The organism is Streptomyces sp. NPDC001532 (genome assembly GCF_040298625.1).
In the GTDB taxonomy this organism is placed as follows: domain Bacteria; phylum Actinomycetota; class Actinomycetes; order Streptomycetales; family Streptomycetaceae; genus Streptomyces.
This window is the reverse complement of sequence record NZ_JBEPAL010000019.1, coordinates 89,500-111,670: the sequence shown is the minus strand read 5'-3', so window position 1 is coordinate 111,670 and position 22,171 is coordinate 89,500. Positions and strand designations below refer to the sequence as shown.

Below are 22,171 nucleotides of genomic sequence, written 5' to 3'. Positions count from 1 at the left end.
ATACGCGGGGTGTGCTCGTCGAAGCCGTGCTGAAGGATGCCGTCGGCGGCAGGACCGCCGGAAACCAGTGATTGTGGCGATAACCGTGCATGCAAGCCCACCCGCTGCCCCTCCGATGACAGATCGTCCTCGCGCGAGAGCGAGAATGCGGCCCCGTTCGGTCGTTCCCGGCCGCCAACGCTGGGAGGTCGACCACGTCCGCGGCAGACCCACGCTGGCGCGGCTGACCGAGCGGACTCTCCAGCAGACCTCGGGCATCGACGAGGCACGCGTCAACCCGGTCACCGGCCGGGTCCTGCTGCGGCACGACCGCACCCTCAGCCCGGGCGAGGCCGCCCGGCTGCTGCGGCGGACGGTCGAACGGGCGATGAGCGCGCTGCGTACGGCGGCGACCGGCGGGCCGAGCCACCCGTCGCCCGCCGGGGCCGCTGTGGCCGAGGGCGCCTCAGCGCCACAACGGGGCACCGGCCCCCGTCGTGACCGCCCGGGTCACCGGGCAGGCAGCGGCTCCGGACGCTGGCTGCCGAGGGCGCTCGGTGTCGGAGGCGTCGTAGCGGCGGCGGTGGGCGGCGGGCCGCTCCTCCTGCGGCTGCTCGCCCGGCCGTTGGTCACCCTCGGAGTGACGGCGGCGGCGACGGCGGGCGTCGTCCGGCGAGCCTGGCGCAGATCCGACCAGGCCGCCCGACAGGACGCGGACGCCGCGGACGGCACCTCCCCGCGCCGCCATCCCCTGCGCCGCATCCTCGGCCCGCACAAGCGCAAGTTCGCCCTGGCGGCCCTGCTCTCCGGCATCTCGCAGCTGGCGGAGATCGCGCTGTTCGCGCTGAGCCCGTCGATCGTGCTGCTGGTCGCCAAGGGCGGCAGCGCCACCCTGGCCGGCCTCGGCCTGGCCACCGTCACCGGCCAGCTGTCCCTCCTCGTCGGAGCCGCCGGAGCGGCCTGCCTCGCCATGGCCGCCGCCGGCTACGGTGCCACCGTCGTCTGGCGGCAGCTGGCACAGAACGTCGAGGACGACTGGCGCACCCGCACCTACGAGCACATCCAGCACGTGGCGCCCGCCGACCTGGAGAGGGAGCGGGTCAGCCGGGTCAACACCGTTCTGTCCGAGGACATCGGCCAGATCGGCACCTTCGTCGGTTCACACATGAACGACGTCGTTCAGATGATCACCAGCCTGGGACTGCTGGTACCGGCGTTCCTGCTGCTCGCGCCACAGATCGCCTGGATCGCCTTCGCACCGATCCCCGTCGTCGCCTGGCTGTCCTTCCGCTTCCACGAACGCGCCGTCGCCAGCCACGCCGCCTCCGACGAGCACCGGACCCGGCTCAACAGCCGGGTCACCGAGAATCTGCACGCCCACGCCACCATCAAGTCCGCGGTCACCGAGAAGCACGAGATCGCCCGCATCAACGAGCTGAACCGCGAGTGCAGCCAGGCCAACCGGTCCACCGGACGCACCGCGGCGATCCCGCCCCAGGTGCTGCGCCTGGCAGGCGGTTCGGCCCTGGTCGGCACCGTGCTGCTCGGCGGTCGGGCGGTACTGAAGGGCACCCTGTCGACCGCGGCGTTCGGGCCGCTGATCGAGATGCCCGGCATCGCCATGCTGAAGCTGTCGCGCCTGGGCAGCACCGCCGACCAGTACCAGCGCGCCCTGACCGCCCTGGACCGCGTGGAGCGACTGCACGACCTCCCCGTCGAACCCGTCGAGGAAGGCAGCCCGGTGGCAGCCGACCAGGTGAAGGGAGAGATCGAACTACGGCGGGTGACGTTCGCCTATCCCGGCCGGGCACCGGCGCTCCGCGACACCTCGCTGGTCATTCCTCCGGGACGGACCACCGGCATCGTCGGCACCAGCGGCGCGGGCAAGACCACGATCGCCAAACTGCTGATGCGCTTCCACCACCCCGAGCGCGGACAGGTGTTGCTCGACGGCGTGGACGTGCGCACCCTCGCCCTGCCCGACCTGCGCAGGACGATCGGCTACGTCACCCAGGAGCCGTTCCTGTTCGACGCGACCATCGCCGAGAACATCCGCTACGGCACCTTCCACGCCACCGACGAGCAACTGGTCGCCGCCGCCCGCACCGCGGGTGCCGACGCCTTCATCGACGCCCTCCCCGACGGCTACGCCACCCGGGTCGGTGAACGCGGCGCCGAACTGTCCGGCGGGCAGAAACAGCGCATCGCGTTGGCCCGCACCATTCTGCGCGATCCGCCGGTCATCATCCTCGACGAGGCGACCTCGGCCGTCGACAATGAGACCGAGGCCGTCATCCAGAAAGCCCTCCAGGCGTTCGGCGTGGACCGCACCATGATCGTCATCGCCCACCGGCTGTCCACCGTCCAAGGCGCCGACCAGATCTACGTGATGGGGCCGGGCGGAGTGGTGGCCGAGCAGGGCACGCACGAGGAACTGGTGTCGCGCGGCGGCACCTACACCACCCTGTGGGAGTTGCAGGCCGGCAGACCGGCACTCGCCTGACAACCACCGCGCCAGGAGAGCAGAGATGACGTACGAGACGAACCCGTTCGACGACGACGAAGCCCGCTTCCTCGTCCTTGCCAACGACGAGGGCCAGCACTCGCTGTGGCCGGCCTTCGCGGACGTACCCGAGGGCTGGACCGTCGTCCATCCGGAGGACACCCGGCAGGCGTGCCTCGACCACGTCGACAGGACGTGGACGGACATGCGACCGCGCAGCCTCGCCCGGGCCGGGGAGGGAGGACGGTGAACCCGCAGCGGTCGGCGGTCGGCAGAGGCCCTCCAGGACGGCGAGAGGGTCCCCCGATCGGCCGAGGGCCCCGGCATACGGGGGCCTGGAGCCTACGCAGGGCCTGGAGCCTACGGAGGGCCCGCGGCCTACGGAGGGCCCGGAGCCGGCGAGGCGCCTCAGCCGGCAGCCAACAGCCAATAGCCGGTGCGTGGGGCATGCCGACACCTCCACCGCCCCGCGTGCCGTCCCCTCGTGCCGTCCCCTCGGCCCGGCCCCTGACTCACCCACCACCGTGCCCAGCTCCGCGCCGTGACTGATCGGCGAGCTGCTTGCGGGTACCGCGCCGGTGCCCGCTCCCCCCTCGAGCCGTCTAGGAGACCGCACGTGTTCTTCTCGGAATCCTGCGCCGTCCTGTCCCGCCATCCTGCTCTGCGGGACTTCACGACCCGAGTCAACGACTTCCTCGACACACACCTGCCCGAGCCCGTCACGGAGGAGGCGGCCCGGCCGCCGTGGCTCGAACTGCGCCAACACGCCGCGGCCGCCGGGCTGACGGGCTTCGACCTGGCCTGGGCGCCGGTCGAGCAGCGGGACAGAAGAGGCCGTGCGCCGGGCGGCCTGGACACCGCCGCAGGGGTTCCCCCGGGACTCGGACGCGTCGCACAAGGCCTCGCCATGTTCCTGGCCGGGCGACGGGACTGCGACGCCCGGGAGATCTTCAGTTCGGGACACGGCGCCATGGCCCTGCGGTACGGCGGGCCCCTCGTCCGGCAGGCCGTCCACGACAGCGTCGTCGCCCGCGGCGAGCTGGCGGGCGTGGCGTCGAGCGAACCGCACTCCGGGTCCGACCTGCGCGGTCTGCGCACTCTGGCAGTCGACCACGGTGACCATCTCAGACTGTCCGGAACGAAGGGGCTGGTCAGCCGGGTGGAGGAGGCCACCGGTTTCGTCGTCTTCTGCAAGGTGATCGGGCCGGAGCAGGTCGCGGCCAGCAATGCCGACGACGCGTGGCTGCGCAAGGTGCCGCTGTCGGCGGTGTGGGTGCCGACAGCGACCGCCGGCGTGCTCACCGAGACCAGCGTTCCGCTCGGCCTGCGGGGCTGGAGCCTCGGGCATCTGCACTTCGACGGCGTAGGCGTCGGCAAGGAGCTCCTGCTCGGAGCGCCCGGCGAGGGCCGCCGCATCTTCGACGCGCACTTCTCCAACTGGCGTCTGATGATGGCGCTGGTCTGCCTGGGTGCGGCGACGGCGGCGATCGAGGAGACGATGGTCCGGGCCCGTAGGCGCAGTGTCGGCAGGACGTCTCTGGCGAACGTTCCCTCCGTGGTGTCCCGCCTCGGCACGGCGGCGGCCGAGGTGCAGGCGGCCACTGCCTGGTGCTTCTCCCTCCTGGAGCGGATGGAACAGGCGGAGGCGGCGGGGCGGGAGGGCGACGACGCCGATGTGGCGGCCTGCTCCGCGGCCAAGGCCCTCGCCACGGACGCGTCCTACCGGGCCGTCGACATCGGGCTGCAACTGCACGGCAGCGAGGGGTACACCTGCCGCACGCCGATAGAGAAGCGCCTCAGGGACATCCGCGGACTCCGTATCGCCGACGGCCCGAACGACACCATGTACAGCGTGCTGGCGCACTCTCTGCTGGAGAGCTGCCGACCGGTCCCGCCCCTGGTGGCACAGCGGCAGCCCTGAGAGGCGATGACCCCCGAGATTCCTCTCGGGGGTCGCTCAATCCAGTTTGTTCCGCAACATGGAGAGATAGAAGGGAAGTTTCTGCACGGCCTTTTTCGGTACCGCGTACACCTCCACATGGCCGTGCAGGTGATCATTGATGACGAGTGTGCATTTTCCCTCGACGCGGCGCACTTCCGCGGAATAAAGAACTTCTTCCATTCCCGTTTCCATCGACGCATCCGCCTCGCCGGCAGCGGATTTCTCCATGTGCACTCCTGTCTCATCGCAGGTCAAGAGGCGCAACCCAGCATGCCTCAGGGTGCAGAATATGGCTGCGAGGAGATGGAAAAGATCAAAGAAAGAGGGATGTACTCGAAAGGGTGAATATCCTGGAAAAGCGCTCCTTTGAGGAGCTAGGCTCGGATTAGGAGAACACTGGCGGAATATCTGCCGCACTTCAAGAAGGGCTGTGCTGAAAATGCTTCCTGTGATCCCTGTCTTCTTGGTCGGAGCGGCTTCGGCGCCCCTCATCAAGAAGATCCTGCGAGGAACGGTCAAGTCCTCGGTGAAACTGGTGCTCGACGCCAAGCGAGTCGCCCACGAGATCAACGAGGACCTGAGCGACATCGCCGCCGAGGCGACCGCGGAAGTGCTGGCCGCCGACCTCCAGGACGGCTCGGAGGTCCCGCGTCAGGGCGCCAAGAGGTCCCGGGCCGGCGCCGCCACCCCATGACGCTGACTCGCCGGGCCCCACGCTCGCTCGCCGCCGTCACATGCCGGCCACCGGGAACCGTCCAGGTGCTCCTGCCACTCTCTGAGTGAGGGTCGGGCCTGTCGAGGCGCGTACATATGGGGGTGTTGTGAGCCAGGTGCTGTACGGCGAGCGGTCGTGGAACCCGCTGGCGCGAACCGTCGAGCTGACCGAGGGCGAGCTGCGCGGAGGCGGCAGGAACACGCCGTTGCACGAGCTGAACCTCGCCGCCATCGCCGAGGCGTTCCAGCGCGGCCACTGGCTCGGCGGCGGTGGGACGGAACGCCCGCTGGAACTTCTGGCGGCCGGGCCCGGCGTCGTCCCGGTGACGCGAGCGACCGGCACCACCAGACCGCTGAAGGTACGCCGAGCCGCCGAGTTCGCCCGGACACTGGGCGAGCTGGCCGTACGACACTGCGGCGGCCCGGAACAGGTCGCGGTCCTGTCGGCCCGGGCCCAGGCCGAGGGCGTACCGCTGTGGATCGCGCGCCGGTTCGCACCGGGCCCCGCCGGGCCGATCACCGTCGCCGTCGACCGGAACCTGGTGCGCGTGGACGTATGGGGGCCGAACGCTCCCGTCGTACGCATACGGGCGCCCTACGGCTTCCACCGCGGCGACCACTACCCCTCCCGCGGCCTGCGCCTGACGGTCGGGGACGTGGTGGCGGAGCTCAGCCTCAAGAAGAAGCATCGCAAGTCCAAGCGGCGCGTGGAGGTCCGGCTGCCGGGACAGTACTGGGAGTTGCGGCGGGAGACCGCGAAGAGTTCGTGGCTGTCGCGCGACGAACGCCGTGTCGCCCTCCTGACGCGCCCGCGCGGGCGGCCGCGGCCCGAGCCTGGCAGTGTCCTGCTGCCGCTGAGCCCGGTGCAGTACGAGAGCTCCGACCCGCTGGACGCCGTCATGGCGCATGCCTTCGCTGTCACCTTCGGGATCGGTGACACCACAGGAGCAGCGCGCTTCCGGGCCGAGCGGCGCCGGTCGATCGAGTCGGAGCCGATCACCGCCGACGCCTGGTGGGACCGCCCGTGGTTCAGCAACCTCGGCACCGGCCGTGACGACAACGAACCCGGCGGCGCCGACGGCTGGGGCTCGGACGGCGGTGACGGCGGCGACGGTGGAGGCTCCGGCGGAGGAGACGGCGGAGGTGGCGGTGACGGCGGCGGTGGTGACGGCGGAGGTGGCGGTGGCGGCGACTAGAGCCGCTCGGGCTTCTGGGGGTTCTCCGGCTTCTCCGGCTTCTCGGGCTTCTCGGGCTTCCATCCCCAGACGGTGAGCATGCCGGCTGACAGCGCGGCGCATTCGTCGGACCCGAGGTAGCGCACCGCCGCGTCGACGGCCGAGTCGTCGACGAGGCCGGTGGCGAGCATCGCCGCTCTGCTCCGCTCCCAGGTGTCCGCCCAGAAGCGGCTGATGGGACTGCCCGGTACGAGCGGCGGCACATGAATCTCGGCGGCGACGGGCAGGAGCCCCGCTCCGCGCAGCAGTTGCGGGTACGACGGCACCCAGGAGACATCGGTGCCGATGGTGTCCCGCAGCCCCTGCCACATCGCCCGCATCACCGCGGTGTACGGCGTACCGGGCGTCCGGTCGCTCGTCAGGTCGACCCCGTCGCTGAGCACCAGCACACCGCCGGGGGCGACGAGTTCGGCCAGCGCTGAGATCAGGCGTTCGCGCTCGGGCAGGTGCATCAGCACGAAGCGCGCGTGGACGAGCTGGAACGGCTCGGCGACGAAGCCACGGGCGGTGATGTCGGTGGCGGTGAAGTCGGCGGCGCTGAAGTCGGGGGCGGTGATGTCGGCTTCCAGCACCTCCAGCCCGGGCGCGGGCCGCTCGGCGAGAAAACGTACGTCGCGATCCACCGCGAGCACGCCCGCGACCCCGGCCTCGTCCAACAACCGGCGAGACACGGTGCCCGTCCCCGCACCCACATCGAGGCACCGCCACCCCGGACCGACCCCGAGCGCCCGCAGCCGCGCCATGGTGATGTCGTCGTAGGCGAGAGCACCGAAGTCGATGCGCTCACCTTCGCCCGCCTGCCCGGGAGGAAAGACGGCCTCACCGTAACGCCCGCCACCCGGCGCTTCACCACGCTGAGCGCCGGTCATGACGCCCCCGACGTGCCGCTGAACCTGCCGGGCAGGAGCGGTGCATGGGCGGTGGGGGAATCGTCCCTGAACAGTTCGATGGCCGGACCTCCTCACATGGAGTGGCGAACCGGGCGGCCTGCTCCGAGATCGCCACCGCACCGATCTTCCACAGCGGACCGCCCACAGGACCGAGGCGCGCCGTTGTGGAGTCGATCGGCGGACGGCCGTCATGCGGTTCGCCGGCGGCGCGAGTGCCGCGAGGTGCGTCGCCTGTCGTGCCCGTGGGGCGTCATCGCCCGGTGCATGGCCAGGTGAGTGCAGTTCCGACCTTGGCTTGTCCGGCCGCCGGCTCGTCGCCTGGGGTGGGATTCCCATGGCGAGTGATGCACGGGGTGCTTGGGGCGCCGCGCGTCCTGGAGTCAGAACGGTGGATCTTCGGAGTAGCCGCCTGTCCCGTCGGCCGCCCACCAGGAATCACGTTCCGCTTTGAAACGGGCGTAACGCTCGCGGGCTGCGATGTCGTCCGCGTTCTCCAGGGCACTGGTGTCGTAGCCCCATGTCTTCATGGCGTCGAGGACACGGTCTCGATGGTGACGGTCGGTGCTGGTGGCCAGCAGACGGCAGGCGTGATCGACCAGCTCGGCTCGGTGCGCGGTGAGGTCAGGGTGCTCTGCGAGCGGAATCGCGGCGACCAGGGCCGCGTCGCGTACGTCCCCGTGGTCGTGGCCGAGGAGGGGATGGACACCGGAGAAGATCGCCGGGCGCGCGTCTCGGAATGCGCGCAGGTCATGGTCCTCGTCGAGGAACCCGTTGCCGAAGAGGCGTTCAGCGATGGCGACGCACTCGTCGTCGGCGTCGTAGGCGGTGCCGCTGAGCCACTCGAGGAGTCGCACGAGGGTCGGGCGGTGCGGTGGCGCGTCGGCGTTGTGGCCGAAGTCGTCTGCCGCGATCACCGGGTGGTCGAGGACGGCCGCGGCGTAGAGCGCTACGGGCACGGTGGCTTCGTAGATGGTGTTCTGGTGAGTCACTTCCCTGAGCGCCATGTCGGTGGCGGCGGCCCTCACGACCGGGTCGGGGCTGATGATGCGTGCCAGCGCGGTCGGCAGGGATTCGCCTGTACCGCGTGCGGTGGCGAGTGACGCCCAGTCGGTATCGTCCAGGAGCGCTTGATAATGAGGCAGCTCGTGGGGAGGAGGATTCCCGTTCCGACTCCGGCCATAGGTCACAGGCGGAGGCTACAACGTCGTCGAGTGGGCGTTGCGCGGGGTGGGGTGTCACGGCTGGGTGGGGCCGACGCTCGGCGACCAGCAGGTGCGCCTGCCCCACCGTCAGGAACGACCCCGTCCTCCGCTCCAGTGCGGCGGTGCGGGAGGGGCCGACTCCAGCAGGGTGAAGGGCGCGCCACCATTCGGCCGCGACCCGCGTGGCGTGCCCTGTGACCGCGGTACGTGTGATGTGGCCTGGGCCGTGCAGAACGGACCACCCGCGGAGGAGACACAGAGCATGTTCGGTCAGTCACAGGCGTTCAGCGGCTTCTCGGTCGACGACCTCGGCGAGGCCCGCCGGTTCTACGGCGAGACGCTCGGCCTCCAGGTGGAGGAGACGGGGGAGGGAGACATGCGGATGCTGACCCTCAGGCTCGGCAGCGGCACGCAGGTCTTCGTCTACCCGAAGGAGACGCACACCCCCGCGACGTTCACGATCCTCAACTTCCCCGTCGAGGACATCGATGCCGCCGTCGCCGAACTCGAACAGCGCGGTGTCACCCTTGAGCGCTACTCGGGCTTCGAGCACGACGAGAAGGGCATCGTCCGGGTCGGCGGCGGTGGCCCCGCGGCCATCGCATGGTTCACCGACCCGGCCGGCAACGTCCTCTCCGTGCTCCAGGAGGACTGACCGAGAGCCGTGTGCTTCTCCGGCAGTGCACCGTCGGGCCGAGGTGGGCGTACGGTGAGTCGCCCACCCTCCTCCTGACCTCAGCAGGAACTGCCGCAGGACGACGAGCTGCTTCCGCAGGAGGACGAGCTGCCGCATGACGAGGAGCTGCTTCCGCACGACGACGAACTGTCGCTGGAGCAGTCGCTGGATGAGCCTCCGCTCGCGCCGGTCTCCCACCAGGACGACTGGTCGGAGGAGCTGCCGGCGCCGTGTGTCGTCGTGCCGGTGCGGGTACCGGGTGACCATGTTCCGTGGCCCGGACGGCCGGAGCTCCAGCCGTAGCCCGTGGCACCTGTGGCCTGCAGGCCCAGGTCGTCCCAGGCGCGGCGCCAGGCGCGGCGCACCATCCAGGTGACCACTGTGACAACGGTGAGGACGAACCCACCCACCAGCACGAACCCGATCAACATGACGTCCCCCTTCCGCCGGGCCTTCGCACCGACTGCCCGCAGGATGCCCCGCGTCCGGGTGACCTGAAGCGCCTTTTGAGCAAGCCCAGAGCTTCGGTGCTGTCGCCGTGCGCGGGCGTCTACAGCGAGTCTCCTTGCCACGTCAGAGTCAGCTCTCCGCTGGCCGGTGCGAGACCGGGCATCAGGCTGCCGGTTCCCGACATTCCCTTGATGGGGAACGTGAACTGATGGAGCGTTGCGACCAGGCGTCGGTGGCCGCCCTCGGGGACGGGCACCCACAGGCCAAGTTTCTGCGCCGCCGCATCCCACTCCCATTCGCCCTGGGTGCTGGACGTTCTCGCGAGCAGGGCGAGTTCTCCGTCCCACCTGTCTCTGGGGTGGGGATCCGACAGCCTGGAGTCGTCCCACATGATGTCGATGATGGTCTTCTGAGGAACCCAGCTCGGGAAGATCGTCACGTGCCCGCCGTGTTGTCCCATGATCGCCTTCTTGGAGGAGTGGGGATCGAAGGGTCACCCGTTGTTTCCATCATGACCCCGGTGGTGGCCGCGGCAACCGCAGCGACCGCCGGGGCGATGACCGGTCGGTGGCCGGCAAGTCGCCGACGACCTGTCCGGGGCCGGCGAGGGCCTGTATCCAGGGCTCCAGTGACGCGGGCGAGATCGAGGTGTCCCAGTTGGGCAGCGGAGCCGTCTGCGCGGCGCGCGCGAGGTACCGCAGTGCGGATGACAGGAAGGTTCTCGCTCCGTCGGTGTGGGCCGACGCCCAGCGGTCGGCGGAGTTCAGTGCGGCGATGAAGGAGGCGATCGTTCCGGGGTTCTTCTGCGCCCACTCCCGGTCGGCGATCCACATGCCGGCGACGGCGGGGGAGTCGACCGCGAGGAAGGGGTCGCCGAGCGAAGTGTGCCCGGCGGCCTCGACGGCGCCCATGTACGGCTGGACCGTTGCGATGGCATCGACCTGGGCGTCGTCGAGTCCGTCGAGCATGTCGCTGAAGGGAACTTCGACGAAACGGACTTCGTCGGTGTCCACACCCGCCTTCTTCAGCGATGTCTGTACGGCGAGGTGACGGGCCCCGGGAGCAGCACGGCTTCCTCGATGGCGATGATCTTCATGGGGGCCTCGATCCGGGCCTGCCGTCATGGGCCTGAGCGACGCCCGGGGTCATCAGTGCGGATGCGCCGAGCGCGGCTCCCGTGCCCGCAGCGGTGCCCAGGATCTGACGTCTCGTCCACTGGTGAGCGCTCACCTCGGTATCGTCGGTGTCAACCCTTCGGAGGGCACTCACGAGAAGAGAGAGGCGCTCGAGGAAGCGTCGGCCCTCCGCGGGCGGCGTACTCGGGGTGGACGGAAGGCCTGGGCGGGTCGGAAGGGCTCAGGTGGGTGTCCGTGGCCACGACGGAGGCGGAGAGGAGTGTCGCGGTGGCGAGGCTTCCCCACAGGGCGGTCGGGCCGTGGGACGCGAGCGCGGTGATGGCCGCCGGGGAGACGGCGAGGCCGAAGCCCGTGGAGAGCTCGAAGCGGGCGAGAGTGCGTCCCAGGACATGAGCCGGGGCGAGGACGGTGACGAGAGCGGTGGCGCTGCCTGCGTAGACGATCTCGCCGATCGTGCAGAGCACGGACACCGCGGCGACGGCCGGCGCGCCCCAGCCGTGCCCCAGCGAGGTGGCCGCGAGAAAGCCGAGGTAGGACGCGGTCAGCACCACTCCCGCGAGCGCCAGCACGGTCCGCCGGGAGAACCGGGACATCAGGACGGTGACCGGCACCTGCAAGGTGACCACCAGCACCGTGTTGGCCACGAAGACGGCCGCCGACCACACCGGCGACGCGTGCAACTGCGTCACCAGGACCAGCGGCAGCGCGATCTCGGGAACGTTCAGGCAGAAGACGTAGACCACGTTCGCGGCCAGCAGCGCGCGCATCCTCGGCGCGGGCCCGGCGGCGCTGCCGAGGGCGGGGCCGAGAGCAGGGCCGGGGAGCGGACGCGCGCGCAGACGCACCGACCACGCCAGCGCCGCCGCGGCGAGACAGGCGAGCCCCGTGACGGCCGCGAGCGCCCGCAGTGCGGTGGTGCCGCCCGCGAGGCACACGGTGGCGATGAGCGCACCCACGCCCAGGCCGGCGTTGCGCAGGGCGCGGCCCGCCGCGAGCGCGGCGTCGCGCTCACGGCCCTCGGCGACCGTGGCCACGAGCGCCGCGTGGGCGGCCGGCCACGCCTGATTGCCGACGCCGAGGAAGAGCGCCGCCGTGGAGAACAACCAGACCTGACCGGGCGGCGTGCCCAGAAGCAGCACGACGCCCACCACCCGCACCAGCATCGACGCCGCCACGACCGTGCTGCGAGCGCCCCGGTCCAGCCATCGGCCCACCGCCGGCATGCACACCAGACCCGCGACGATGCCGCAGGTCATGGCGATGCCGGTGGCCGCCGCGGACAGATCCAGCACCGTCACGCCGTAGAGAAGCAGAAAGGGCCGCAGCAGGCCCGTGCCGAGCGCGTCCACGGACAGGGTGACGGCATAACGGGGGCCTCCGGAGGCGTGGACGAGGGCGCGCGGCCGGATCTTGACGGTGGTGGTCATGGCGCAAACGGTGGGCACGACCGCCGCGTCCGGCACGTCGGTTGACGGACATCGTCAACCGACGCCGTCGCCCGTCGCGCCATCGGTGATGCTGACGGGATGACGTTGAGGATCGACATCGGCGGCCTGCCGTCCGAGCGACTGCGGTTCGCCGCCTCCCCGCTGGCCGAGCTGACCGAGATGTTGCATGTGCTGGCGGAACCCGCCCATCATCCGCAGCTCGCCGGCTGGGCCGCGGACGTCTGGTCCGGGCTGCGGCCCGAGCTGGCCGAGCGGTTGCGGGAGGCGGAGTTCCTCTGGCGCTCCTCACAAGCCGACTTCCTCCTCCCCGCCCGGCCTCGACCGACTCTCGCGGAGGAGTTGGACGACGTCGACCGGATCGACGACGAGCGGTATGTGACCGCGGCGCTCGTCACCACCTGCGGCGGCAACCGGGTCCCCCTCGCCACGCCCTCGCCGCTCACCGACGCGACCGCGCGCGAACGGGCCCTGGACCTCGCCCAGGCCCGTGGCGCGCGGCAAGAGGCCTTCGCGGAACGGCTGCTCACGGACCCGGCCGCGGTGCGGGCACGGGTCCGCGACACCCTCGAACAGTGCGCCGAGGCCTTCTTCGACGCCGCCTGGGCGGGCGCCGCCGTGCGGCTCGCCGCCGATCTGCGCCTGAAGAACGACCTGCTGAGACACCAGGGCATCGGGCCGGCACTCGCATCGGTCTCCGGCGCGGTCACCCTGGCACCGGACGGCGACTGCATCGTCGTCGACAAACTGCAGGACAAGGCGACCGCGGCCCACGGCACCGGGGTCACCTTCATCCCCAGTGTCTTCAGCCACCCGCACCTGGTGGTGGTCCACGCGCCCGGGTGGCAGCCGGTGGTGCAGTACCCCGTGGCCGAGCCGGGCCCGTCGGAGCCGGTGTCGCTGGAAACAGTCACCCTACGACTGGAAGCACTCTCCCACCCGGTACGGCTGCGGCTCCTGCGCACCCTGGCCCGCGGCCCGCACACCACCGGCGAGCTGGCCCACATCTGGGAACTCTCACCGCCCGAGGTCTCCCGCCACCTCGCGGTCCTGCGCCGCGCGGGCCTGCTCACACCCCGGCGGCACGGCCGTTACGTCCGCTACACGCTCAACCTGCCCGACCTGACGGCGCTGGGGACCGACCTGCTGACGGCTGTGCTGCGCTGAGCGGCTTCTCCGGCGATGCCGACGGTGCCGACGGTGCCGTCGGAAGGCCTCTGCTCGCCTTCCGTCTCCCGTATCCCGCAGCTCGCGCCTTCTCACCCTTCGCTCCGCCGATCAGTTGCAAGGCGATGGCCAGGTGGCCTCTGTGCGTCAGGAGAGGAGCGAGCGGCCCGTGGGCGCCAGACGCAGCACCTGAGGGGCCGCTGTCTGTTCGCGCTCGATGCCCGGCAGGATCTCGTCCCGTACCAGGGGATCCGCCCGCACCTGGGCGAGGTGCTGCCGGTACGCATCCTCATCGGGGTACGAGGCGAAGACCACGGCGACGTTCTCACCGGTGCGGATCGGCAGCCTCGGGAAGGTGTTGTGTGCCGTCTCGGTGGTGAGGGCGGTGAGCGGCGCGGGCCCCGTCCCGCGGAGCACGGGAAGGAGACCGTCCCGGATCAGGGCGATGCCGTCGTGCCGCCCGGGAGGGAAGGACCACACGGTGGCCGACACGAATCGCTCCGGCGCCGGAGCACCGACCGGGGGCCGCTGGGCCGGGGAGACGGTGACACCGCTCGCGTCGGAGAGAGGGCGCAGGAGGAGGACGTCGTCGGAGTCGACCATGGTGGCGTTGGCCCGCGGGCCGTGCTCGGCCCAGACGGGGCCGTCGTAGAAGGCGGTCAGCGCGTGCCGCCGTACCGCCATGTCCCGGAAGCCACGCAGCCAGACGAAGCGATCCGGGTCGTCGAGGTCCCGGAACTGGCCGAGCACGATCATTCCGGGGGCCTCGGCACGCCCGGCGGCCTCGGCAGTCCGGGGCATCCCGGTCGCCCCTGCCTCCTCCTGGGCCTCGACGAACTCGCGGTCGAACAGGGCGATGAGCTCGTCGCGTCTACCGGGCCGCAGCGTGTACTGGCGAAGCTCGATCAGGGCAGGGCGGCTGACAAGGTCGGTGGCGGGCACGGCAGGCTCCTGTTCGGTCCTCTTCCGAGGTGTGTGGTCCACGGGTGCGGGGCTGGTTCCGGCTCGATCGCCCAGCAACGGGCGCGATTTGACCGTAGGCGGGCCGTGTGACAAGGGCTGTCAGGGTTTACGGAGAGAATGCGCCCATGTCTGCCGGTCGACTGCTGTCCATGCTGCTGTTGCTGCAATCCCGAGGCCGTGTCTCCGCGCGAGGGCTCGCCGACGAGCTGGGCGTGTCCGTGCGCACCGCCTACCGGGACCTGCAACGTCTCCAGGCCGCCGGGGTGCCCGTCTACGCGGAGCCCGGGCGTGGCGGCGGTTATCAGCTGGTCGAGGGCTACCGCACGCGCCTGACCGGGATGAGCGAGGGCGAGGCGAGGGCACTGTTCTTCGCAGGTCTGCCCGGGCCCGCCGCCGACCTGGGCCTCGCGGCAGAGGTGACGGCGGCGCGGCTGAAGCTGCTGGCCGCGCTGCCGGCGGGACCGCGAGAGGAGGCGGCGCGGACCGCGGCGGTGTTCCACCTGGACGCGCCCGGCTGGTACCGGGAACCCGAACAGGCGCCGTATCTCACCCTGTTCGTCGACGCGGTACTCGCCCGACGTGCGGTGGATGTGCGCTACCGCCGCTGGCGCGCGCCCCAAGAAGTGCGTCGCCGTCTTCGGCCCTACGGTCTGGTGCTGAAGTCCGGTGTCTGGTACCTCGTGGCCGCGACCTCCACCGCGGCCTCCACGGCAACCGCAACCGCAACCGCCACGGCGAACGCCACCGCCACCGCCACGGCGAACGCCAGCGCCAGCGCGAGCGCCACCGCCACGAAGGGCCGCATCGCGACCTACCGAGTGGCCCAAGTCCTCGACGCGGCGCCGAGCGACGAACTGTTCGAGCGACCGCAGGAATTCGACCTGGGCGCGTACTGGACCACCTATCTCGACGACTTCCGGAGCCGCCGCCACACCGGCACAGCCACCATCCGTCTGTCCCCACGCGGACGCCGACGCCTGCCGGACAATGTTCCGCCGGAGGTGGTGCGGGCGGTCGACTCCACCGCGACCGCCGTCGGCGACGACGGGTGGGTCGAGGCGGTCATCCCGACCGAGAGCACCGAGCATGCCTGTGGCGAGTTGCTGCGGCTCGGTGTCGACGTCGAGGTCGTCGCGCCGACCGAGCTGCGCCAAGCCATGGCCGATACTATACGGGTGCTCGCCAGGGCTTACGGATGTGGCTGCCCGGCACAGATGACTGGCTCCGGCGCTCAGGAACCGGGATGACTCACCGCTCGCGTCTACCCGTCTGCGCCCTGCTCGATCAGGGCGGCGAAGGCGTCGAGGACGCGTTGCAGACCGAAGTCGTAGGCGTGATCGGGGTCGTAGGCGCTGCCGTGCGCGGCGCCTGCCGCCGCGCCGACGCGTACGGCCGTGGGGTAGGCGTTCTCGTCGAGAACCCGGGCGAGTAGCGGGGCGTTGGCGTCCCACCACTCCTGGTCGTTCATGGCGCTGTCGTGCCGGGTGGCGCGGGCGTCGGCGTCGGCGCGGGCCCATGCCTGCACGAAGGTGAGCAGGTGGGTCAGGCAGTCGTCCATCTCGACGTCGCTGAGGCCGAGGCCGTCGAGCGCGGACAGTTCGTGCTCGTACTTCGCCATCAGCCCCGGACCGAGCGGTGGCCTGGCGGTGGAGACGTTGGCGGCCCAGGGATGGCGCCGGAACAGGGCCCTGTTCTCCTCCGCGACGGCGGCGACGCGCCGGCGCCAGGGCTGCGCACGGGTGTCGGTGTGCGGCATGCGCGCGTAGGCGGCGTCGAGCATGAGGTCGAGGAGTTCCGCTTTGCCCGGCACGTAGGTGTACAGGGTCATGGGCACCACGTCGAGCTCCTTGGCGACCCGACGCATGGTCAACGCTTCGAGGCCTTCGCTGTCGGCGATGGCGGTGGCGGCCTCGACCACCGCGTCGATGCTCAGGCCGCGTCGCGGTCCCCGGCGCCGATCGGCGGTGGAGTCGCGCCACAGCAGTTGCAGGGTGCGGGCCGGATCGCCGGCGCTGGTTCGTTCCGTAGGCACGAGGTCATCTTGCCGCATCCCTACTCTGTACTATGTATAGTGTACGTTGTACAGAGTATTCGTCGTCGTGTGAGCGTGAGCTCGAAGGAGTCACCGTGAAGATCACTTCCAGTGCCGTGTCGCTGAACGTCGACGACGTCCCGGCGTCCAGCGCCTTTCTCGTCGAGCACTTCGGATTCCAGGAGGTGATGGCCGCCGACGGCTTCGCGTCCCTGACCCGCGAGGACGCCGGGATGAACGTCATCTTTCTGCGGCGGGGACTGGCCTCACTGCCGGAGGACCAGCGGGATGACCACGCCTCCGGCCTGATCCTTGCCTTCGTCGTCGATGATCTGGAGGGCGAGCTGGCGCGGCTCCGCTCGGAAGGCGTCGCGATCACCATGCCGCTGACCGAGGAGGAGTGGGGCGAGCGCGCCTTCCAGGTGCGCGACCCCAACGGCGTGATCGTCCAGCTGGTCGACTGGAACGCCTCCACCGGCCAGTGAGGCCCGGCACCGGCCGGTGGCCTGGCGCTGGCGAGGAGCCCCGGACGCGGAAGCGCGCGGGCTCCGAGGACGAGGACAGTGTCGGCCGGTCGGCTACGCCGCGACATTCCGGTCCACCCGGAGGATGCTGAAGGTGAGCTCCCCGTTCTGCGCCATCCCCCGAGCCAGGACGGGGAGCTCCCCTTGCTTGCTTGCCTGCCTGCCTGCCTGCGGTGCGCCGCGCGCGGTCATGGGCACCGACGGACTCCACTCGCCCTTCGCGGGGGGCCACTGGAGGCCCGCGCCACTGGTCGCCCACCGGCCGGCCGGCCCGTGCTCCACCACGTCAATCCCCCGAACTCGCCGAGCAGGGCTGGGCGAACCACACTGGAAAGAGAGGAACGCGGGCTGTCTCACTGTCCCGGCCGAGGGAGTGTGCGCCATGAGTGCCTTCACGATCGACATGTCCCACCCGTTCGACTCCGGATTCACCGGCGGACTCGGCGGACCCAACGGAGGCACGCACGGCCCGCCCGAGTGGCACAGCCAGTTCGGCATGGACCTCGGAGCCCCCGGTGGCACGGAGGTCCGCGCGGTGTTCGACGGCCATGTGACCAGGTTCAATCCACACGACCCCGCCCATGACTCCGACAAGAACTACGGCGCCGAGCTCTTCATGCGGTCCCACAACGACATGATGGGTGCGTTCTACACCCACATCACGAAGGTGCCGCCCCACATCGGCCCCGGCAAGTCCATCACCCGTGGTGAGGTTCTCGGCGCGGTCCAGCATCACCCGCCCACCGCTTCCCATCTCCACTTGGCGCTGGTGGAGATCATCGGAGGGGCGCCGCACGGCCGGTACCTGGGCGTGGACCTGTACGGCTTGTTCCTCAGCACGGCCAACTCCAGCACCGTCACCCACGTCAAGTTCCACCAGGACGGCAACCCCCCGACCCTGTAGAACGGGGTTCGGCCCGGTCGCCGCCGCAGGCTCCACAGCGCGGTAATCGGGTCGACAACCGGACGCGCCAAGCACTTTGATGGCCCGGACCGCCCGCCGCACGGAGCGGGTCGACCGCAGGAGTTGCAGTTGGCGACCGGGAAAGTCACGGACATCCGCCCGTTGATCGACGCCGCACTCGTCAGGCGCCTGGTGGACACCCAGTTCCCGCAATGGGCGGCGCTGCCTCTGGAAGCGTTCGACCAGGCAGGTTCGGACCATGTGATCTACCGGCTGGGCGAGGAGCTGTCCGTACGGCTGCCCTGCCGGGCCGAGGTCGTCGGGCAAGCCGGCAAGGAGCGAGAGTGGCTGCCCCGACTCGCTCCGCACCTTCCGCTGGCGATCCCGGTCCCGATGGCGGTGGGTCAGCCGGGCTTCGGCTACCCGTGGCCGTGGGCGGTGTCCCGCTGGCTGGAGGGTGAGGTGGCGACCGTGGAGAGGCTTGCCGACTCTCGCGAGGCCGCCGTGGAACTGGCCGGGTTCCTTGCCGCTCTCCAGCGGTTCGAGCCCGTGGACGTCGCCGGCGAGAATGCCCCCGGCGTCCTCGACGCCCTGCCGTTGGCCGCCAGGGACAGCGCGACACGGGCCGCGATCACCCAGGTCAGCGGCACGTTCGACGCTCAGGCGATGACCGGACTGTGGGACGCGGCGCTGAACGCGCCTGGCTGGGAAGGCCCGCCGGTCTGGTTCCACGGAGACTTCCACACGGGCAACCTGCTGACCCTCGACGGCCGTCTGAGCGCCGTCATCGACTTCGGCGAGCTCGGCATCGGCGACCCGGCCTGCGATCTGATGATCGCCTTCACCCTGATGTCCGCCGACAGCCGGGCCGCCTTCCGGGCCGCGCTGGGCGTGGACGACGCGACCTGGCTACGAGGCCGCGGCTGGGCCCTGGCCACCGGCCTGAACGCCTACACCACCTACGCCGCGGTCAACCCTCGGGTGGCCGCGCAGACCACCCGGCAGATCACCGAGGCCCTGATCGGCTGATCGGCCGATCGGCTGATCGCGCCGCACGGCTACGGCGTTTGCGGTCCTGCGGCGCCCCTGTTCGTCCGAGTCGAGCGCGCCGGGAAACTCATCGACGAGTTCCCCGGCGCGCCTCGACATCAGAACCCGGCCGGTCGAGTCGGGCCCTTGGTTCAGTCGGGGGCACCTCCCCAGGCCAGGGCCGTGCCGATGTACGCGGGGACGGCCGGTGCGTCGGTGTACGCGGTGGCCGTCGTGCGGCTGCGGTCGTTCGTCTCGTCGAAGTTCGACCAGTCCGTCTTGCTCATCCGCAGTTGGATGTCGCCGGTGTCCCGACCCGCCGCGAGTGAGCCGCCCGTGAAGGTGACCTCCAGGTAGGCGTCCGCGCCCGTGACGGGAGTGGCCAGCGGAACGACCCGTAGCTTGACCTGCGCACAGCCCACCGCCGCGTAGTCGCACCAGGCGCTGACGGCGGCCGAACCGTCCCGCGTGAAGTAGTAGCGCAGCGAGGCGGTGGCCAGGTCCAGGGTGGAGTTGCCGGTGTTGACCAGTTGGAGCGAGGGCCGGATGGTGTTGTCGGTCGCGGACGCGTCGTTGTTCTTGTACCGCACCTTCACCGCTCCGGACGGAGTGCCGGCCGACTCCGTGGTCACGTTCAGCGTCCCCGAGGAGGCGGAGACGTTGCCTGCCGCGTCCCGGGCCCGGACGGTGTAGGCGTACGCCGTGGAAGGGCTGAGTCCGGTGTCGGTGTACGAGGTGCCGGTCACCGGCGTGGCGTTCACCTTGGTCGCGCCCCGGTAGACGTCGTACCCGGTGACGCGGACGTTGTCGGTCGACGCCGTCCAGGAGAGGGAGACGCTGGTCGACGTCTTCGCGGTGCCGGTCAAGCTGGTCGGGGCCGTCGGCGCCTGGGTGTCGGTCGGGTCCGGCGTGCCGCCGTGGACGTCGCTCAGGCTGATGCCCGTGGTGCTGGAGGGGCCGCCCAGCGGGACCTCGTGGTCAAGGCGCGGCCACCCGCGCACGCTTCCGCTCCCGGCGACCTACGTCATCGACCGTCATGGCGCCGTCCGCTGGGCCTTCGTCGACGCCGACTACACGAGGAGGGCCGAACCGGCCGACATCCTCACCGCTCTCGACGCACTCGACTGAGCTGTGAGTTCACGGCGGCGAAGCCTGCTGTCCGCTGCGTGCGGTGGCCCCGAGTTGCCTCGGAAGGGGCCTCAAAGCTGGCGCAGCACGTACTCGTAACCGATCTGCGGTTCGGGTGACACCCAGTGGCGGTGGGCGCCACCGGCGGGGCAGGTGCCGTTGGAGCCGTTGCCGGTGAAGAACAGGCCCGAGCACCGGGTGCACAGGAACCACTGCCGTTGGCCGCCGGGGCCGTTGGTGCCGTCAGGCAGCGCTTCGACCTTGTACGTGCCCGACCCGGTGTAGTTGTGCCATCGCAACGGCCGGCTGCTGTTGGGACAGTACGAGGTCGTGCGTCCGCTGTCCCACCACCCCTTCGACCACAGGGCCGCGCAGTCGCGGCACCACCTCCAGCTGGTGTCACCGACGCCGGGGTCCGTGTCGTAGAGGAGCACGTAGTCGCCGCTGCTCGCGCTCTGGTGGCCGTGGTCCCAGCCGAAGATGCCGCTGCCGACCGGGCAGTAACCGCTGCCGTTGCCGGAGAACCACAGCTGGCTGCACTGGTAGCACCACCTCCACAGGTGCTGCGCGGCCTGGGCGGGGGAGGCGGTCGCCAGGGCTGTGGTGGCGCCGGCGGCTATCACGAGCCCGGTGCCGGCGGCCCTGGTGAGGAAGGCGCGACGGGTGGCCGTGGAAGTGGAGGGGGAGAGGGAGCTGGAGAGGGTGGCAGGGGTCGGCATGGGTCGTCCCTCACTCTTGTCCGAGTCGATGGTGGAGCGCCTGCATCCTTCCGGCCCGCGGCCCTCGCCATGCGTGGGACCAGATGAATCGCGCTCGGTCGCCACCCTTGGCGTACTGCGTCGATCCTGGGTGCGGTGGCCCGCGCCGCGCGAACAAGGCGAGCGCACTTGCTCGTATGTGGCGCGTCCGAGGCCCCGGTCTCGCCCCGATCGTCGGCCGCCCCTCCCGCCGGCCGCCCTGTGTCCCACATCACACCTCGTTCCTGTCAGCAATCGAGACGCTGTCCCGCTCAAGTCACCAGGAGCAAGCGAACCGACAGGAGCAACGCATGAAGCACCGCATCGTCGTTCTCGGCGCCGGCTACGGCGGAGCCTTCGCGGCCGGGAACCTGGCCCGTCGGCTCTCCCCGGCGGACACCGAGATCACCGTGATCAACGCCGAGCCGGACTTCGTCCAGCGGCTGCGGCTGCACCAGCTCGCGGCCGGTCAGGAGATCGAGGCTCCGAAGCTCGCCGACATCTTCGCGGGCACGGGCATACGGCTGCGCCTGGCCCGTGTCACCGCCGTCGACCCCGAGCGCCAGGTCGTCGCGGTGGCCGACGCCGACGGCGGTGGCGAGTACGGCTACGACACGCTCGTCTACGCGCTCGGCAGCCGCGTCGCCGAGGGCGGTGTGCCCGGCGTGGCCGAGCACGCCTACGACGTCACCGGCCGGGCCTCCGCACTGCGGCTGCGTGAGCGTCTGGACGGCCTGGCCGGGCGGGGCGAAGGAGGCAGTGTGGTGGTCGTCGGCGACGGGCTGACCGGCATCGAGACCGCCACCGAGGTCGCCGAGTCCCGCCCCGGCCTGTCGGTGGCGCTGGTCGCCCGCGGCGAACTGGGCGCCCGGCTCTCCGCCGGAGCCCGCAGCCACCTGCGCCGGGCCTGTGACCGGCTGGGCATCACGGTCCTGGAGCACACCAGTGTCGAAGCCGTCGAGGCGGCACGGGTGCTGTGCGCCGACGGCACCGCCCTGGCGTCGGACGCGACCGTCTGGACGGCCGGGTTCGCTGTCGACTCCATCGCCGCGGCCGGCGGGCTGGAGGTCACCGACACCGGCCGGGCCGTCGTCGACCGCACCATGCGGTCCGTCTCGCACCGGAACGTCTACGTCGTCGGCGACAGCGCCTACGCCATCGCCGACAACGGCCGACCGCTGCCGATGTCCTGCGCCTCGGCCGGACACACCGGGCGGCAGGCCGTGGAGGCGATCGTGGCAAACCTGACCGGCCGCGAGATCGCGAACGTCAAGCTGGCCTACCTGGGCAACCACATCAGTCTCGGACGGCACGACGGGATCGTGCAGTTGGTGGACGACGAAGGGCAGGCGAAGCCGAAGCACGTCGCCGGCCGCAAAGCCGCGCGGATCAAGGCGGGCGTCCTCTGGATGTCGCTGTGGGCCACCTCGCATCCGACCTTCGGCCTGCCCAAGCGCCGGCACCGGCTGACCGTCGCGGTCGACGCGTCCGCGAGCGATCGCGTTGCCGCCTAGG

The 22,171-nt window shown here is 70.9% G+C and carries 23 protein-coding genes and 1 pseudogene; 13 read left to right on the top strand and 11 right to left on the bottom strand.

All coding sequences use genetic code 11. The annotated features are described in order from the left end of the window. Nucleotides 1-145 precede the first annotated feature (145 nt). The 3 genes from ABT232_RS19385 to ABT232_RS19375 all read left to right on the top strand — a co-directional run bounded on the left by ABT232_RS19385 (nt 146) and on the right by ABT232_RS19375 (nt 4,403). Nucleotides 146-2,482 carry an ABC transporter ATP-binding protein/permease gene (locus ABT232_RS19385; RefSeq protein WP_351841401.1) on the top strand — a complete coding sequence of 779 codons (2,337 nt, stop codon included), beginning with the start codon at nt 146-148 and terminating at the stop codon, nt 2,480-2,482. A 25-nt stretch (nt 2,483-2,507) separates the two neighbouring features. Then, nucleotides 2,508-2,732: an MbtH family protein gene (locus ABT232_RS19380; RefSeq protein ID WP_351841399.1), complete on the top strand. Its 225-nt coding sequence runs from the start codon at nt 2,508-2,510 to the stop codon at nt 2,730-2,732. Nucleotides 2,733-3,098: 366 nt separating this feature from the next. Continuing rightward, nucleotides 3,099-4,403: an acyl-CoA dehydrogenase family protein gene (locus ABT232_RS19375; protein WP_351841398.1), complete on the top strand. Its 1,305-nt coding sequence runs from the start codon at nt 3,099-3,101 to the stop codon at nt 4,401-4,403. A gap of 36 nt (nt 4,404-4,439) precedes the next feature. On the opposite strand, the gene ABT232_RS19370 is transcribed toward ABT232_RS19375, so the two are convergent. Then, nucleotides 4,440-4,652 carry a hypothetical protein gene (locus tag ABT232_RS19370; RefSeq protein ID WP_351841396.1) on the bottom strand — a complete coding sequence of 71 codons (213 nt, stop codon included), beginning with the start codon at nt 4,650-4,652 and terminating at the stop codon, nt 4,440-4,442. A gap of 211 nt (nt 4,653-4,863) precedes the next feature. Between ABT232_RS19370 and ABT232_RS19365 the strand changes: the two genes are divergently transcribed. Beyond that, nucleotides 4,864-5,118, top strand: a complete 255-nt coding sequence (locus ABT232_RS19365; RefSeq protein WP_351841394.1) for a DUF5132 domain-containing protein — start codon at nt 4,864-4,866, stop codon at nt 5,116-5,118. Between the two features lie 127 nt (nt 5,119-5,245). Beyond that, on the top strand, nt 5,246-6,334 hold the full coding sequence (locus tag ABT232_RS19360; RefSeq protein WP_351841392.1) for a hypothetical protein: 1,089 nt from the start codon (nt 5,246-5,248) through the stop codon (nt 6,332-6,334). Here ABT232_RS19360 and ABT232_RS19355 read toward each other — a convergent pair. Continuing rightward, the gene (locus tag ABT232_RS19355) at nt 6,331-7,242 is read right to left on the bottom strand and encodes a class I SAM-dependent methyltransferase (RefSeq protein ID WP_351841390.1); all 912 of its coding nucleotides are present in this window, start codon (nt 7,240-7,242) and stop codon (nt 6,331-6,333) included. The genes ABT232_RS19360 and ABT232_RS19355 overlap by 4 nt on opposite strands. A gap of 401 nt (nt 7,243-7,643) precedes the next feature. Further along, nucleotides 7,644-8,450: a hypothetical protein gene (locus ABT232_RS19350; RefSeq protein WP_351841388.1), complete on the bottom strand. Its 807-nt coding sequence runs from the start codon at nt 8,448-8,450 to the stop codon at nt 7,644-7,646. 277 nt (nt 8,451-8,727) lie between these two features. Between ABT232_RS19350 and ABT232_RS19345 the strand changes: the two genes are divergently transcribed. Then, complete coding sequence (locus ABT232_RS19345; RefSeq protein WP_351841387.1) at nt 8,728-9,120, top strand: VOC family protein; 393 nt, start codon at nt 8,728-8,730, stop codon at nt 9,118-9,120. Nucleotides 9,121-9,691: 571 nt separating this feature from the next. Here the strand turns inward: ABT232_RS19345 and ABT232_RS19340 are convergent. The 4 genes from ABT232_RS19340 to ABT232_RS19325 form a co-directional block, all read right to left on the bottom strand. After that, on the bottom strand, nt 9,692-10,051 hold the full coding sequence (locus ABT232_RS19340; protein WP_351841385.1) for a hypothetical protein: 360 nt from the start codon (nt 10,049-10,051) through the stop codon (nt 9,692-9,694). A 49-nt stretch (nt 10,052-10,100) separates the two neighbouring features. After that, nucleotides 10,101-10,604 (bottom strand): substrate-binding domain-containing protein, encoded by a 504-nt coding sequence (locus ABT232_RS19335; protein ID WP_351841383.1) that lies wholly within the window; start codon nt 10,602-10,604, stop codon nt 10,101-10,103. Between the two features lie 79 nt (nt 10,605-10,683). Next, nucleotides 10,684-10,821, bottom strand: coding sequence for a twin-arginine translocation signal domain-containing protein (locus tag ABT232_RS19330; RefSeq protein ID WP_351841382.1), 138 nt, complete (start codon nt 10,819-10,821; stop codon nt 10,684-10,686). A 16-nt stretch (nt 10,822-10,837) separates the two neighbouring features. Continuing rightward, on the bottom strand, nt 10,838-12,154 hold the full coding sequence (locus ABT232_RS19325; protein WP_351841380.1) for an MFS transporter: 1,317 nt from the start codon (nt 12,152-12,154) through the stop codon (nt 10,838-10,840). 99 nt (nt 12,155-12,253) lie between these two features. Here ABT232_RS19325 and ABT232_RS19320 point away from each other — a divergent pair, with 99 nt between their 5' ends. Then, nucleotides 12,254-13,339 (top strand): DUF5937 family protein, encoded by a 1,086-nt coding sequence (locus tag ABT232_RS19320; RefSeq protein ID WP_351841378.1) that lies wholly within the window; start codon nt 12,254-12,256, stop codon nt 13,337-13,339. A 147-nt stretch (nt 13,340-13,486) separates the two neighbouring features. Here ABT232_RS19320 and ABT232_RS19315 read toward each other — a convergent pair whose 3' ends face one another. Further along, nucleotides 13,487-14,281 (bottom strand): NIPSNAP family protein, encoded by a 795-nt coding sequence (locus ABT232_RS19315; RefSeq protein ID WP_351841377.1) that lies wholly within the window; start codon nt 14,279-14,281, stop codon nt 13,487-13,489. A gap of 146 nt (nt 14,282-14,427) precedes the next feature. On the opposite strand from ABT232_RS19315, the gene ABT232_RS19310 reads away from it, so the two are divergent. Then, nucleotides 14,428-15,549, top strand: a complete 1,122-nt coding sequence (locus ABT232_RS19310) for a helix-turn-helix transcriptional regulator (protein WP_351841375.1) — start codon at nt 14,428-14,430, stop codon at nt 15,547-15,549. Between the two features lie 14 nt (nt 15,550-15,563). Here the strand turns inward: ABT232_RS19310 and ABT232_RS19305 are convergent, their stop codons facing one another. Further along, nucleotides 15,564-16,334 (bottom strand): TetR/AcrR family transcriptional regulator, encoded by a 771-nt coding sequence (locus tag ABT232_RS19305; RefSeq protein WP_351841373.1) that lies wholly within the window; start codon nt 16,332-16,334, stop codon nt 15,564-15,566. Nucleotides 16,335-16,429: 95 nt separating this feature from the next. Here ABT232_RS19305 and ABT232_RS19300 point away from each other — a divergent pair, with 95 nt between their 5' ends. From ABT232_RS19300 to ABT232_RS19290, 3 genes are all read left to right on the top strand, one after another. Next, nucleotides 16,430-16,819: a VOC family protein gene (locus ABT232_RS19300; protein ID WP_351841371.1), complete on the top strand. Its 390-nt coding sequence runs from the start codon at nt 16,430-16,432 to the stop codon at nt 16,817-16,819. A 421-nt stretch (nt 16,820-17,240) separates the two neighbouring features. After that, nucleotides 17,241-17,762, top strand: coding sequence for a peptidoglycan DD-metalloendopeptidase family protein (locus tag ABT232_RS19295; protein ID WP_351841369.1), 522 nt, complete (start codon nt 17,241-17,243; stop codon nt 17,760-17,762). 129 nt (nt 17,763-17,891) lie between these two features. Next, the gene (locus tag ABT232_RS19290; protein WP_351841367.1) at nt 17,892-18,791 is read left to right on the top strand and encodes an aminoglycoside phosphotransferase family protein; all 900 of its coding nucleotides are present in this window, start codon (nt 17,892-17,894) and stop codon (nt 18,789-18,791) included. Nucleotides 18,792-18,943: 152 nt separating this feature from the next. Here the strand turns inward: ABT232_RS19290 and ABT232_RS19285 are convergent, their stop codons facing one another. Next, a complete protein-coding gene (locus ABT232_RS19285) occupies nt 18,944-19,792 on the bottom strand; it encodes a cellulose binding domain-containing protein (RefSeq protein ID WP_351841365.1) in 849 nt (282 codons plus the stop codon). Here ABT232_RS19285 and ABT232_RS19280 point away from each other — a divergent pair. Then, nucleotides 19,779-19,919, top strand: a pseudogene (locus tag ABT232_RS19280) (AhpC/TSA family protein); the annotation flags it as partial. The gene ABT232_RS19285 and the pseudogene ABT232_RS19280 overlap by 14 nt on opposite strands. Nucleotides 19,920-19,990: 71 nt before the next feature. Here the strand turns inward: ABT232_RS19280 and ABT232_RS19275 are convergent. After that, nucleotides 19,991-20,638 carry a hypothetical protein gene (locus ABT232_RS19275; RefSeq protein ID WP_351841363.1) on the bottom strand — a complete coding sequence of 216 codons (648 nt, stop codon included), beginning with the start codon at nt 20,636-20,638 and terminating at the stop codon, nt 19,991-19,993. 329 nt (nt 20,639-20,967) lie between these two features. Here ABT232_RS19275 and ABT232_RS19270 point away from each other — a divergent pair, with 329 nt between their 5' ends. Next, the gene (locus ABT232_RS19270; RefSeq protein WP_351841361.1) at nt 20,968-22,170 is read left to right on the top strand and encodes an NAD(P)/FAD-dependent oxidoreductase; all 1,203 of its coding nucleotides are present in this window, start codon (nt 20,968-20,970) and stop codon (nt 22,168-22,170) included. The last annotated feature ends 1 nt before the right edge of the window (nt 22,171 follow it).